The following is a 14,730-nucleotide window of genomic DNA, read 5'->3' on the forward strand; positions in this document are numbered from 1 at the left end:
GGCTTCTTCCATGACACATCCATATTTAATAAACATCCTGCTTATTAACTGCTCCCTATCCTTGGAAGGTGTCCTTTTTACATCCTGTAATATCTTCCGTGCTCTTCCTTAAATGATAAACATCCTGCTTATCTAACTCCAGTCCTTGAAGCGTCCTTATTACGTCCTGTAATATCTTCCGTGTTCTTCCTTAACGATAAACATCCTGCTTATCTAACTCCATCAACCCTTGAAGCGTCCTTATTACGTCCTGTAATATCTTCCGTGTTCTTCCTTAACGATAAACATCCTGCTTATCTAACTCCAATCCTTGAAGCGTCCTTATTACGTCCTGTAATATCTTCCTTGTTCTTCCTTAACGATAAACATCCTGCTTATCTAACTCCAATCCTTGAAGCGTCCTTATTACGTCCTGTAATATCTTCCGTGTTCTTCCTTAACGATAAACATCCTGCTTATCTAACTCCAATCCTTGAAGTGTCCTTTTATCATCCTGATAGGATAAGTAATCTCTATTTACCCTTTAACAACATCCTGTTGTTTCCTTGCTGTCCATTGCCGATTTACATCCTATAAATCATCTACGGTCCTTGTTTGCGGAAGAGATAATACGATGCATTTATTAAATAAAACCCAATAAATAAGAAATATATAGCCAACTAAGTGAACAAAAAACAAACTTACTATTTATTTTCAATAACTTAGTTATTACTTTTATTTTTTTTATGTCTGAAATGAGTAATTTAAAGTGAGGATCTACTACGTTGCCCATGGTCGATCTCGCACAAAATTAAATTGACCTAAATTTAAGGTTGAGATAAATAGGGAAGAATTGTTGATCTAGCTCACAAAGAGACAGTGAAAATATTATCAAAAGAGGAAAATAAAAGCTGACTAGATGATTATTTTGTAAATAATCACTGTTCCATTAAAGATGTTATCAATAATGGTCAAAAAACAGACAACAAGCTTATAAAAGAATGAACTAAGCATGGTATTTGATACAATTTCGCATTATATTCACACTTTCTTTATACCTCAGGTTATTACTATGACAGTTTATGCCACCTTTTGTTTCCTCGCTGCAGCAGCAATGTTAATTACCTTCGTTAATAGTAAATTAGGTAAATGGCAAAATACCATTGCTATCACCGCTGGATCGTTATTATTATCACTGATTATTGTTATTGCAGGTAAAAATGGCTTTACTCAATTACGAGAAATAGCCGTTACTCAACTTACAGAAATAGATTTTGAACATTTCTTATTAAATGGCTTATTAGGTTTCTTGTTATTTGCAGGTGGTTTAGGCATTAAATTAGAAAGCTTAAAAGATCAAAAGTGGGAAATCACCATTCTTGCTTTAGCTGCAACACTCTTTTCTACTTTCTTTGTAGGCTTCGCGTTGTACTATATTTGCCAACTTATCGGCTTACCTCTCGATCTCATTTATTGTTTATTATTTGGCTCATTAATATCACCTACCGACCCTATCGCAGTATTAGCAATTGTTAAGAAACTAGATGCTCCCAAAAGAATATCAACTCAAATTGAAGGTGAGTCATTATTCAATGATGGGTTTGGGTTAGTTATTTTTGTTACTTTATTTAATATCGCATTTTCTGGACAACCATTAACAGTAGAAAGTGTTTCGATGTTATTTCTACATGAAGCTATTGGCGGTATCGTTTATGGGTTTGCACTTGGACTATTGTTCCATTACCTAATAAGTGCAACAGATGATCACGCAATGGAACTCTTACTTACTATTGGCGTACCGACGGCTGGATATGTCTTTGGTGAAATGATTGGTGTATCTGCTCCACTTGCTATGGTTGTTGCAGGTATCATGATTGGTAATTGGACCAGAAAAAATGGATTCTCTAAAGAAAGTAAAGCTCAATTGGACCATTTTTGGGAATTAGTTGATGAATTCTTAAATGGTATATTGTTCCTATTAATTGGCTTAAGTATGTTGCAATTCAGCTTCTATAAAGAGGATTGGATTATTATGCTTATTGCCATTCCTTTAGTCCTGTTAGCGCGTTACTTAAGTGTGCGTTTAGCTTATGTTGGTTTTAACCGATTTCGTAGCTATAACCCATACTCAGTACGAATTTTAACGTGGGGTGGATTACGAGGTGGACTTGCTTTAGCAATGGCAATGGCTGTACCTGCTGGTGTATGGGTTCTACCTGAAAAAAATATTGATGTGCGTGAAATCATCTTAGTGATGACTTATGGTGTTGTGTTATTTTCAATACTCGTACAAGGCTCTAGTATTGTGCCGTTAATTAATAAAGCGAAAGATTGGCAAAACAAAAACGAGTAATTAATAATAATTGATTACTTGTTAATACCCAGGTTATTTTATTAAATAATAGCCTGGGTATGTATCCCTGCTATTAAATTCAAAAAAGTAACTAAAACGATTAACGCTCTCAGCTATCACTTACCAAATTATCCTTTTCAAACGTTCAAAAGCAGTAAAAAAAGACATTGAAACATCCTTATTACCGTTCATTATTCATTATTGAATAGAAAAAACTCTCCTTTCAAGCAATACCAATAACACTTAAATTTCCACTAAATTTTGCTTTCAAAAATATCTAAATTAAACACACAAGATATGAAATTAATACGAACAAAAACAGATATTGTAGGTCGAATAAGAAGCAATGTATTAGCAATCATCAATTTCAACATTAGATACAACAATATAAACGTTTAAGTTAGCTCAACAGATAAATAAATACGTTATTTTTAGTGCTACACCATGGCTAAAGTGACTAACTACAAACACTAATTTGAAAATATTACATAATAAATAACATATTAATTTTCAGGATGAATCATGTCTACAAAGACAAAAAAAACAACGCGCTCAATTCGCTTTACATTAATCAAAGCTTTTATCTTTATTTGCCTTCTGATGACAACAGTAACAGTTGCTCTACAATATTATGTTAGCCAATCGACAGCACAAAAATCGGCTTTAGCGCTTTATGAGACGGAGGCTCTGGTTATTAGTAATAAGATTAAACAGGCTGATCAAATAGCAAACCATTACAGCATTCTGCTTTCTAAATTTAATAAGCTGCTCGTCAATCAGAAGCTCCATCCAGACGCATTACAATTATTTGCTAATGTAATGGCAGAAAACCCATCATACAACTCAATTTCTCTTGGTTTTGAAAACGGCGACTTACAACAGCTAATACATTTAAATAAGGCAAAAAATGATCAGAGTTTAGCCAACGTTGAGTCCGCAAAATGGTTATTGATATCTATTTCAGAGCAAGGAAGTCAAAAAATACGTCAATACGCTTATTTTGATGATGCATTTAATGTTATTAGCCAACGCCAAGAGGAAAATAATGAAAATATTACAGGCCTCTCTTGGTATAAAGATGCAAAAGTATTAACAAGTAATAAATCTAATGTTTTTTCTTTAACAAATTCAAATTCCTTAACACAAACATACTCAATCAAAGTACCTAATACACAAATCGTATTAGCCATTGATGCCACCTTAAGCTCATTTTCAAATAGCTTACAAAAAATTAATGGCAATAAACAAAACCCATTACTCGATGAAATCTACTTATACAACGGTACTGGTCAGGTATTAGGTTCAAATCAACCAAGAGAGCGCACTACTAATACTAATAAGTTACCACTGGTTCCTTATCCTGTATTAATTGAGATGGCGCAGCATCAAACAAGTTTGAACAAACTGAATAACGTGACCATTAACGATAAGCCCTATTATGCTTATATTGCTGAAGTTGATGATAAAACGGCTACCAATAGCTATTTAGCTATTTTAGTCGCGAAAGAAACATTGCTTCTTCCAAGTATAAAAACATCAATACAAATTTCAGCGCTCAGCTTAGCCTTGTTACTCATTCTCTCATGGTGTTTTTCTTCTCCTTTAACCAATACGATTAAAGGATTATTAAATGAAATCAAAAGAGCAAAAGGGCAAGACTATAAAAAATTACAACAGGTTGTTAGCCGAGTCACTGAACTGAAAGAGTTAAATATCTCAATGATTGAAATGAGCCAATCAATTGAAGATTATCAAGCCCAACAAAAGCAAATGACAGAACGCTTTATTAAACAAATTGCGCAAGCAATTGACGATAAGTCTCCTTATACCTTCGGGCACGCTAATCGAGCACCAGAATTAGGAATGATGTTAGCAAAAGCAAGTTTAAAGTCTGATTTACCTGCTTTTGAGCAAGTAGATGAAGAAATGCTAAGCGAATTCTCTAGTAATGCATGGTCACACCATTACGGGAAACTCACAACGGCTCAACAAGTAACGAGTAAAAGCACTAAATTAGAGGCCAATTATAACCGTATCCATGAAATTAGAATGCGTTTTGAAATACTATGGCGAGATGCTGAAATTAGCTATTTTAAACAAAGTAGAGGCAATCCAGAGCAAAATAAACCACTTAAAGAAACATTAATTAAACAACAGTTACAGCTAATGCGTGACTTTGGATTTGTTGCTAAAGCTAACCTCGGTGATACAACGATGTCTGAACAAGAGACTCTTCGATTACATAGAATTGGTGCACAGACTTGGTTACGTTACTTTGATGATAGATTGGGCTTATCGTCTATTGAAAAGCTTAGATTAACGGATAAAAAACAAAAACTACCCGTACAAGAAACCCTATTAAGCGATAAAAAAGAACATATTATTAAACGCAATAATATCACTAAAATCGATTCAGGTATAAAAATAGAAGTGGCAGATCACCTTTATAACTTTGGTGAATTATATAATTTATCGATTCCTAAAGGGACATTAACAGTAGAAGATAAATTTGAAATAAACCAAAGTATTCTTAGCACAATCAACTTGTTAAAAGCATTACCAACATCCCATAAACAAGTCATTAAAGTGCAAGACCTATCCGCTTACCACCCGGTATTAAAATATGTAAGCTGCCCTTCTAAAGCAAATAATGTAGGCTTTTCTATAACTTCAAGAATTTTGCTTATGACTGATATTTTTGAAACCTTAACGTCGGTTAAAACGCCTCAACAAAAAGTTGAATCATTGAGTACTGCCATTGAAATTTTGCATCAATTAGCTGTCGACCAAGTGATTGACATGAACCTATTTAAATTATTTCTCAGCAGTGGGATTTATATAAAATATGCAAATAAATTTTTACATGAGACTCAGTTCGATGATGTTGATATCAGTAAATATTTAAATTAGCTTTGATAAAAATAGAATATTAATCAAGATTAAGTACAATTCGCTTACTATCAAATAAGCATGGTTTTTATATTGAGCGATACGCCTACAATAAATTGGTCTTGGTTAATCACACAAGCGAAGCAACATAAAAAACGCCTTATTACAGCGAACTTTATCGCAATATTGGCCACGCTAGTCAGTGTTCCTATTCCATTATTAATGCCGTTGATGGTCGATGAGATTCTATTAAAGCAACCAGCTTCAGGCGTTGCACTTATTAATCAGTTTATTCCCGAACAATGGCAACAACCCGCTAATTACATCATTTTTATATTCATAACCGTGCTTGTCATGCGTATAACAAGCCAATTGCTTGGCATTCTTCAAAGTCGTCAATTTACTTTAGTATCAAAAACCATTACCTGTAATATTCGTAAGCAACTACTTGATAAAATTGGACGTATTAGTATTCGCCAATATGAAACGCGCGGTAGTGGCGGTATTAACTCTCATCTCATTACTGATATTGAAACCATCGATAGTTTTATTGGCAGCACCTTAAGCCGCTTCATTGTTAGCTTTTTTACGGTATTAGGCACGGCTTTCATTTTATTATGGATTGACTGGCGATTAGGCTTATTTATCTTATTGGTAAATCCCCTCGTCGTTTATTGTTCACGTAAATTAGGGAGCCGTGTTAAACACCTCAAAAAACATGAAAACCAAGCTTTTGAATCATTTCAAAATCGTTTAATTGAAATGCTTGACGGTATCTATCAACTAAGAGCATCGAATCGAGAAAAAGCTTTTCTTAATGATCTTAAAAACCAAGCCGACGATATCCGTAGCAGCGCAGATAAATACGCATGGCAAAGTGAAGCCGCTGGTCGTTTTTCATTTTTACTCTTTTTATTAGGCTTTGAACTGTTCAGAGCCATTGCCATGTTGATGGTATTATTCAGCGATTTAAGTATTGGGCAAATGTTCGCTGTATTTGGTTATTTATGGTTTATGTTGTCTCCAATGCAAGAGCTACTGAATATTCAATTCTCTTGGTATAGCGCTTCAGCTGCACTAAAACGCATCAATACGCTCATGCATCTTGAAGAAGATGAGCGATCAGTTAATAAAGTAAATCCTTTCCTACAAAAACAAGCCATTGAAGTCCGTATCGACAATATTAATTTTGCTTATGATGGTGAAACACAAGTCCTTAACAATTTAAGTTTGACGATTCCTGCCGGTAAAAAAATTGCATTAGTTGGCGCTAGCGGAAGTGGTAAATCAACACTAATTCAGTTATTAATTGGTATTTATAAAGCGAATAGTGGCAGTATTTTATTTAATGGTGAGAATAGCAATGATATCGGTTTCGATGTCATACGAGATCACCTTTCTGTGGTATTGCAGCAACCCGTGCTATTTAACGACACATTACGTCAGAATTTATCACTTGGATTAGACTGCACAGATCAACAGTTATGGCATGCCTTAGACGTCGCGCAACTTAACGATGTGAGCAAAAAACTAACAGATGGATTAGATACACAGTTAGGACGCCAAGGTTTACGTTTATCTGGTGGACAACGACAACGCGTCGCCATCGCAAGAATGGTATTAACTGATCCACAATTAGTTATTTTAGACGAAGCCACTTCTGCATTAGATACACAAACAGAAAGCACATTACATACTGCACTCACCAGTTTTCTTGCAGATCGCACCACTTTAATTATCGCCCATCGATTATCTGCCGTTAAACAAGCTGACAATATTTATGTATTAGAAGAGGGGAAAGTAAGCCAATCAGGGACACACCAAGATTTACTCGCTCAGGATGGTCTATATCAAACCTTATACGGCGGGCTACAACATAATTAAGCTAAGCCATTAAATAAAATCATTAAGCTTGATTCAAAGTAGAGAGTTACTGATAATGCACGCCCACTAACAATAGAACTTGAAACTGTGAATAAGTAATATGAATAAAATTCAGCTACACCAACAACTAATGACACATTTACAGTCCCTTTTAAATAATGCAAAAGCAGCGGCTAAACGTGCCCATGAAACAGCAACTAGCGAAGAGAATGTTGCTGAAAACAAATACGATACATTAGCTTTAGAAGCCGCTTATTTAGCACAAGGTCAATCGCAACGTGTTACACAATGCCAGGCAGACATTGATGCTTGTATCAGCTTACCTCTTAATAAGTCGACAGTCGGTAGTCTTGGCGCTTTGGTTGTATTAGTAAACGAACAGGATGAAGCAAAATATCTATTAATTTGCCCCGTAGCAGGTGGTGTCAAATTGCAGTGGGAACAACATACTGTACTGGTCATTACACCAGAATCACCTATTGGAGCGGCTTTATTAAACCAACAAACCGATGACCAAGTTAGTATTACTATCAATAACAAAAAACAACACTTTGAGATCCTGCAAATCATTTAGCTAATGACACTTATTATAGGTATATAGTGCTCATCATTTAATTATTTGAGTGTTAGCCATTAGAAATATCTCCATCGAATAATAAATTCTAACTCCCCTACTTTATACAACCCATTTTAATTTAAGCTATATAAAACAAACAATTAAAATATTTAACTTCAAATATATCCTAAAAAATCAAGGTATTCTCTCAGAAATCCTCTATTGTTAACTCTCATCTAACATAAAGGACTTAACATGATTAAAGAAAAAGGTATTTCATCAGATCGCAGACATTTCTTGAAAGTATCAACAGGGATCGCAGCAGCAGGACTCACCGCAAGCTTATTGCCATCACAAGCGAGTGCTAAATCAAAAAATAACAAACACCAACATAAAGATAAAAAATTATGGAATAAAGTACAAAAAGAATTTGTGTTAGATAAAAAAACAACTTACATGAATATTGGTACGACTGGCTCAATGCCTAAAGATATTTTAAAAAATTACCAAGAAAATAATAAAAGCGTTGCAGAAAACCCATGGGATATGCAAAACAAGTTTGGTGAATGGCCTTACGTAACAGAAATGACCACGAGTATTGCTGAAGGGTTTGGCGCAAATGCTGATGAAATCATATTAAACCGTAATACAACTGATGGTATGTGTAGCATTATTAATGGTCTGCATTTTGAATCCGGTGATGTGATATTAACAACACACCATGAACATGTAGCAGCGAATTCGCCTTTATATATTGTAGCGGCACGTTACGGGGTAGAAGTCGTTTATCTAGATATCCCAGTGGACACTGGCGATAACAACATTACCGAACAACAATTCGTAGACTTATTTACTGAAGCGGCTAATGAATATGCTGGTCGCGTACGTTTAATTACCTTCTCTCATATTACTTATAAAACAGGGACTCGTTTACCTGCTAAACGTATTTGCCAAGAAGTAGCGATTCCAAATCAGATTCCAACACTGATTGATGGTGCGCATGGTATCGGTATGTTAGATCTAGACTTCCATGATATCGGTTGTGACTTTTATACTGGCGCGGGGCATAAATGGCAGTGTGGTCCTGGTGCAACGGGGATATTATTTGTATTAAACAGCGCACAACGATTAGATGAATATTGGTCTGATCGTGAAAACCCTTTATGGTTTATTAATTCCTCATTAGGTCATGCTGATTATTTAGGCACACAATTACAATTTCAGTACATTGGTAATGATAACTACCCTGCAAAACAAGCATTAACAGATGCATGTAATATGTGGGATGAGATTGGACGTGATGTCATTGAAGAACGAGTTTTATCGCTTAGTAAGCTTTGTAAGCAGCAAATAAAAGCAACATTTCCAAATGCTGCAATCTACTCGCCTGATATTGATGAGTTAGCGAGTGCCATTACTAGCTTTAACCCATTTTATGACGTTAATGATTTAGACATATTAAATGAATTTAGAGATAGATTACGTGAAGAAACTGGATTTATTATTCGTACAACAGACTTTAAAATACAACAAAGTGATACCGAAGATACGCATGCATTAAGAATTTCAACCCATTTATTTCATGATGAAAATGACGTAGAAGGATTGATTGAAGCAATGCAAACTATCCATAATGATATGACTTAATACAGTCGATTATAAGTTCAATACCTTGGTCACTTAACATTGAGTGACCTTTATATTTAATCATTTATAGGTATAATAATGACTCCCTTAATAATAACAACGTTATAGCAAGGAGTCCTTATTATGGTACCACCACACTACATACGCCTCAAACATCTGAAAAGCATCATTTTCTTATTAGTTTTCTTTTTTAGTAGTCTTAGTAATGCCCGAGATCTCGCTGAAATTAAAGCAGATGGAGTATTACGCCATATAGGCATCCCTTACGCTAATTTTATTATTATTTATGAAGACGGTAATAAAACAATAGTCGATGGATTTGATGTTGAATTAATGAAAGGTTTTGCAGAACACCTAGGCCTCGAATATCAATATATCAAAGGAAGTTGGTCTAATGCATTTACTTTACTCACAGGACGAAATGCACATTATGCTAATACAGGGTTAGTGAGAGGACACGTTATTCACGAGATTCAAGGCGACCTACTTGCTAGTGGTACCACTATTTTACCATGGAGAAAAGAAGTTGTTGATTTCTCTACAGATTACTTCCCATCTGCTGTTTGGTTAATCGCAAGAACAGACTCTAGCCTTAAGCCAATAACACCTTCAGGGTCCGTTACTCAGGATATTATTGCAGTAAAGAAACTAATTAAAGATCACAATGTTTTAGCTATGAAACAAACCTGTCTTGATCCAGATTTATATGATTTATACGATACAGAGGCTAATATAATACTGCCCGTCACTGAGCTTAAATTAAATGAGATGATACCTGCTATACTAAATAATGACGCAGAGAGTACTTTGCTTGATGTACCAGATATTTTAATTGCATTAGAGAAATGGCCAGGTGAAACAAAAGTGATCGGCCCTATTTCAGAAGACCAAAAGATGGGCGTCGCTTTTCGTAAAGACTCGCCAGAATTACGTAAAGCCTTTAATCAATATTTAAAAGGTATACAGCTGACCGGTGAATATAATTTATTAGTTAAAAAATATTACCCATCAGTATTTCATTTTTATCCAGACTTTTTCAAAATTTAAAATAAATAAGGATGTCGATGCGACCTTGGTTTACCAGTAAAAATGCCATTGTAATAGCTAGTATAATGTTACTAGGGTATCTGCTGTTAATTTTAACGGTCACTAATATCGGACAAAAAAAATTAGAAGAAGCAAAATACAACGAATTACATTTAAAAGTAGATCATTATGCAGAATTATTAAGCAACTATTTTGACCTTGCCAAACGTAACTTAACTATTATTTCAACAGATAAAACAGTCATCACTTATTTTGCGAATAAGAACTCAGGTATGTCGATAACCTATGGGTTAGGGGCAAGTTTGTTTAATGTTGAAAATGCACTGCAAAAACAAGTTTTACAGCAAAACAAAAAATTAAATCCTGTTTTTTCTCGTATTTCATTATTAGCATTAGATGGATCCATTATTGCTGATAGTGACAAAAATAATAATACATTTAACGATGCTGATATTAACTTATTAGCATTGAAGGATATAGATCAAAAAATCCTTATCGACGATAGCCAAAAAGAAATCCTTATTCGTTTGTCGACGACGATATATTTTAATTATCAACCCATTGCAGTCTTAATAGCTGAGTTTGATAAATCACTCATTATCTCATTGGTCACTGCTCAAGAATATGAAGGCAGCGGCAGCCATATTACATTAAGAAGTGAGTATGGTGACCTATTCATTTGGGACTCATTAGCCCATTCACAAAAAGACAATACCAAACATGTTCATGATGATCCCCAACATAGTTTTAATTTAAAATCCGAGATTGTAGATACGCCTTTTGTGTTAGAAACTTGGTTTGAAAGTATTAATAATGCAGATCTATTTACGTCTAAATGGTTTGTTTTAGTTATTTCTTTATTAGCTATCCCAGTCTTTTTAAGCCTATATTATTTATTTTATATCGATCGTAAAAACACCCGACTTAATACGCAAATAAACAACTCCACCAAACGCCGAGAAGAGCTCTTGGTACATAATGAATTATTAGAAAAAGAAGTTATAAAGCGTAAATGCTCTGAAGAGAAATTAGCTTATCAAGCAACACATGATTCATTAACCGCTTTGCCCAACCGAAGCTATAGCTTACAAAAGTTAAACTACGCAATAGATTGTTGTGAGCGCAGTAATAAGAAAGTATTACTGATGTATATAGACTTAGACAATTTTAAACAAATCAACGATACATTAGGCCATGCTGCAGGCGATATAATACTGCAAGAAACAAGTAAACGCCTGATTGATGCTTTGCGTAAAACAGATACTGTAGCGCGCCTGAGTGGGGATGAGTTCATGGTGGTAATACATGAACTAGAAGACCGACAACAAGCGACGAAACTGGCCACTAAAATACTTCATTTATTTGAGAAGCCTTTTCAAATAGACAAACACCTCATACACACGACAACGAGCATTGGATTGGCGATGTATCCTGACGATGCTAGCAATGCAGAAACACTACTAAAAAGTGCGGATATGGCCCTCTATAAAGTGAAAGGCAATGGGCGCAATAACTTTAATTTCTATGAATCTAAAATGAATGATGAAGTAAATCGTAAGGTTTCCATTAATATTCGTCTACATAAAGCAATTCAAGAAAAAACATTAGAGATGTACTACCAACCTTTAATAGACCTCACGACACAAAAAATTATAGGTGCAGAAGCGTTAATGCGTTGGACTGATAGTGAGCTGGGTTTTGTGCCGCCAGATGAATTTATCGCGATTGCAGAAAAAAACAATTTAATAGAGCAGTTAGGCAGTTTTGCTTTACATACCGCCGCTGCTCAAGCCGCACAATGGCAAGCAATCACACCTTTACAAATAGCCGTTAATTTTTCCAGTGTACAATTTAGAAACTGTGAGAAGTTATTAACTGAAATTCAACAAGTACTAATAGAAACAGGGCTACCGTCGAATAAACTAGATGTGGAAGTCACTGAAAGCTTGCTAATCAACCAAGAAGGCGAGTTATTTGATATGTTGAAATCGCTACGCAATATGGGTGTTGAACTTAGTATTGATGATTTTGGAACGGGTTATTCAGCACTGAGTTATTTACAAAAGTTTTCATTCACTAAACTAAAAATTGATCGTGCGTTTATTATGAATTTAACTAAAAATAAAGCGGATCAGTCACTGGTTACCGCGATTATTGCCATGGCCAAAGCGTTGAACCTGAAAGTGGTTGCAGAGGGAATTGAAGAGGAGCAACAAAAACAGTTTTTGATTGATGTTGATTGTGAATATGGGCAAGGCTACTTATTTAGCCCACCCATAACAGCTGATAAATTTGAAGCATTGTTACGCGAACAATCGGACTCAGATTGTGCGATAAGCCAATACACTATATAAACATATAAGCATTCACTCGATATAAAGTATATTCAGTATTAAAGCTTAAACAACTGAGCAAATTTGTTATTACGAGCGAGGTCATTTAACCTAGCTCGCTAATGTAAATTATCAAAGTTCTGCTAATAGCTCAGTTAATACTTGCTTATAAGCTTCAACAGGTTGTGCACCAGACAATGCACTACTACGGTTAAATACCACCGCTGGTACGGCTGAAATACCTAAACCTTGCCAAAACCTTTCGTGTTCTATAACTTGTTCACGATATTTAGCTTCTTCTAACCTCGCTCCAGCTTGCTTTACATCTAACCCAATTTTATTCACTACATCAAGTAGTGTTTCACGATTAGAGACATCTTTTTGATCAGTGAACGCCGCCGTAAAAAAAGCAATTTTTAGTTCAGTTTGCTTACCATGCTCATAAGCATATTCTAATAAAATATGAGCATCACGTGTGTTCACTATTTTCATTTTTTCAAAAAAGTTAAAAGTAAAACCAACTTCAGCGCCTCGTTGGCTAATATTAATTCTAGCTTTGTCACTTTCTTCTCGTGATGAACCATACTTCTCAGCAACATGCTCACGTAAATCTTGGCCTTCTGGCGGCATATTTGGGTTTAATTCAAAAGGTTGCCATTGCAACTCAATCTTATCTGCAACACCTAACTCATCAATTGCAGTTTGCAGGTTTTTATAACCAATGATGCACCAAGGGCAAACAACATCAGAAACAACATCTAACTGAATTTTATTACTCATAACAACCTCATATAATGTATTTTGCCAACATAACCCCAAACGATTCTAAAAATCGAAAAAGGGGATTAGCATGATTAACATCTAATATAACCACATAAGAACGATCGTTCAACGTTTTGTTAAAACAAAGTCTATTTTGAAATTTAAAACTGAAGAAGACGAAAAATAATAAAAAATTAAGACCAATATAGTTAATTCAAACCAAAACCACAGCCTAAAGGGTGACCAAGATCCGTAGTGACAACACACTGAAATTACGAATAAAAGTGATACAAAGCTCATAAACAGCACCACTATTGTATTATTTTATGATTAATATCCAACTTTATAAAAACCTGATTTGTACAAAAACAAACCAAAGATAAGCTGTTTCCCACTTGCTAAAGGCCATTAGCAAAAAAATAAAATGATTAACGACTACATTAATTTCACTGATACGAATAAAAAGGGCTCACCAATGAAGCAGTTTAACAAAAAGGTTTCTCTCTCAATCGCAGCAGTTGCAACATCAGTTTTTTTGCTACCGATGCAAGCAATAGCAGACTCTGCACCTTATGATTATGGTACTAAATACCAATCAGTATTGAATGATTCTAAACTTCAAGCGCCAGACAGTTCAACAGTGGCGGTTGCACAGGGTGATTTTGAAGGTGCTTACAATGAGTATTTTTATATTCCTAGCAGTGGCAATAAATGGTTAACATTTCAAATTGGTCCAGATGAAAAGATGCGATCTGAATTACGCCAAATGGAGAATTGGTACACGAGTGATACAAGCTACAATAAAATGATTGGCGAAGTATTGCTGCTCGAAAAAGGCACGGCAGATGAAGTAACATTAATGCAAATTCATGATGATGCTAATGCAGCGGTAGACGAAGGCGAAGATAAAATCAACAAACCATTGGTGCGTATTGCTTGGCTTGAAGAGCAAAAGGAAACAGGTGCATCATCAAAAACCTATGATTCATATTTTGCAATCGTAAAAACAGGTACTTGTGCTTCAAGCTGTAGTGATTATGTGAAATATAAATTAGCGGATTACTCTGCAACAGAAGCCGTGAAATTTGAGATTAAAGTAGCCAACAACAAATTAACAATTAAAGTTAACGGTGTTGCCCATGAAGCGTTTAATAATTTTGATGTAAGTTACTGGGACGGCCTACCGAGTTACTTTAAAGCAGGTGCTTACATTCAGTCAGATACATCACCAGATGTTGAAGTTCAGTTCTCTAGTTTAAAATATTACGACTAAATTTGAT

Annotated in this window: 9 protein-coding genes; 8 read left to right on the forward strand and 1 reads right to left on the reverse strand. The window is 35.0% G+C overall.

The features are described from left to right. Positions 1-1,051: 1,051 nt before the first annotated feature. From SP041_RS06190 to SP041_RS06220, 7 genes are all read left to right on the forward strand, one after another. Positions 1,052-2,332: a sodium:proton antiporter gene (locus SP041_RS06190; RefSeq protein WP_025562798.1), complete on the forward strand. Its 1,281-nt coding sequence runs from the start codon at positions 1,052-1,054 to the stop codon at positions 2,330-2,332. Positions 2,333-2,854: 522 nt separating this feature from the next. After that, on the forward strand, positions 2,855-5,242 hold the full coding sequence (locus SP041_RS06195) for an HD domain-containing phosphohydrolase (protein ID WP_025562799.1): 2,388 nt from the start codon (positions 2,855-2,857) through the stop codon (positions 5,240-5,242). A 72-nt stretch (positions 5,243-5,314) separates the two neighbouring features. Beyond that, the gene (locus SP041_RS06200; RefSeq protein WP_240791423.1) at positions 5,315-7,105 is read left to right on the forward strand and encodes an ABC transporter ATP-binding protein; all 1,791 of its coding nucleotides are present in this window, start codon (positions 5,315-5,317) and stop codon (positions 7,103-7,105) included. A gap of 100 nt (positions 7,106-7,205) precedes the next feature. Beyond that, positions 7,206-7,679, forward strand: coding sequence for a GreA/GreB family elongation factor (locus SP041_RS06205; RefSeq protein WP_025562802.1), 474 nt, complete (start codon positions 7,206-7,208; stop codon positions 7,677-7,679). 237 nt (positions 7,680-7,916) lie between these two features. Further along, positions 7,917-9,308, forward strand: coding sequence for an aminotransferase class V-fold PLP-dependent enzyme (locus tag SP041_RS06210; protein ID WP_025562804.1), 1,392 nt, complete (start codon positions 7,917-7,919; stop codon positions 9,306-9,308). Between the two features lie 123 nt (positions 9,309-9,431). After that, positions 9,432-10,355, forward strand: a complete 924-nt coding sequence (locus SP041_RS06215) for a transporter substrate-binding domain-containing protein (protein ID WP_081695319.1) — start codon at positions 9,432-9,434, stop codon at positions 10,353-10,355. Between the two features lie 17 nt (positions 10,356-10,372). Beyond that, on the forward strand, positions 10,373-12,709 hold the full coding sequence (locus SP041_RS06220) for an EAL domain-containing protein (RefSeq protein WP_240791424.1): 2,337 nt from the start codon (positions 10,373-10,375) through the stop codon (positions 12,707-12,709). A 111-nt stretch (positions 12,710-12,820) separates the two neighbouring features. On the opposite strand, the gene SP041_RS06225 is transcribed toward SP041_RS06220, so the two are convergent. After that, positions 12,821-13,468 carry a DsbA family oxidoreductase gene (locus SP041_RS06225; RefSeq protein ID WP_025562806.1) on the reverse strand — a complete coding sequence of 216 codons (648 nt, stop codon included), beginning with the start codon at positions 13,466-13,468 and terminating at the stop codon, positions 12,821-12,823. Between the two features lie 457 nt (positions 13,469-13,925). Between SP041_RS06225 and SP041_RS06230 the strand changes: the two genes are divergently transcribed. Continuing rightward, positions 13,926-14,723 (forward strand): polysaccharide lyase family 7 protein, encoded by a 798-nt coding sequence (locus SP041_RS06230; protein ID WP_025562807.1) that lies wholly within the window; start codon positions 13,926-13,928, stop codon positions 14,721-14,723. The last annotated feature ends 7 nt before the right edge of the window (positions 14,724-14,730 follow it).

Source organism: Psychromonas sp. SP041, assembly GCF_000470315.2.
In the GTDB taxonomy this organism is placed as follows: domain Bacteria; phylum Pseudomonadota; class Gammaproteobacteria; order Enterobacterales; family Psychromonadaceae; genus Psychromonas.

Coding starts and splice junctions, on each gene's coding strand:
- SP041_RS06190 (WP_025562798.1), top strand. CDS start 1,052: ATGACAGTTTATGCCACCTTTTGTTTCCTCGCTGCAGCAGCAATGTTA.
- SP041_RS06205 (WP_025562802.1), top strand. CDS start 7,206: ATGAATAAAATTCAGCTACACCAACAACTAATGACACATTTACAGTCC.
- SP041_RS06195 (WP_025562799.1), top strand. CDS start 2,855: ATGTCTACAAAGACAAAAAAAACAACGCGCTCAATTCGCTTTACATTA.
- SP041_RS06230 (WP_025562807.1), top strand. CDS start 13,926: ATGAAGCAGTTTAACAAAAAGGTTTCTCTCTCAATCGCAGCAGTTGCA.
- SP041_RS06215 (WP_081695319.1), top strand. CDS start 9,432: ATGGTACCACCACACTACATACGCCTCAAACATCTGAAAAGCATCATT.
- SP041_RS06220 (WP_240791424.1), top strand. CDS start 10,373: ATGCGACCTTGGTTTACCAGTAAAAATGCCATTGTAATAGCTAGTATA.
- SP041_RS06225 (WP_025562806.1), bottom strand. CDS start 13,468: ATGAGTAATAAAATTCAGTTAGATGTTGTTTCTGATGTTGTTTGCCCT.
- SP041_RS06210 (WP_025562804.1), top strand. CDS start 7,917: ATGATTAAAGAAAAAGGTATTTCATCAGATCGCAGACATTTCTTGAAA.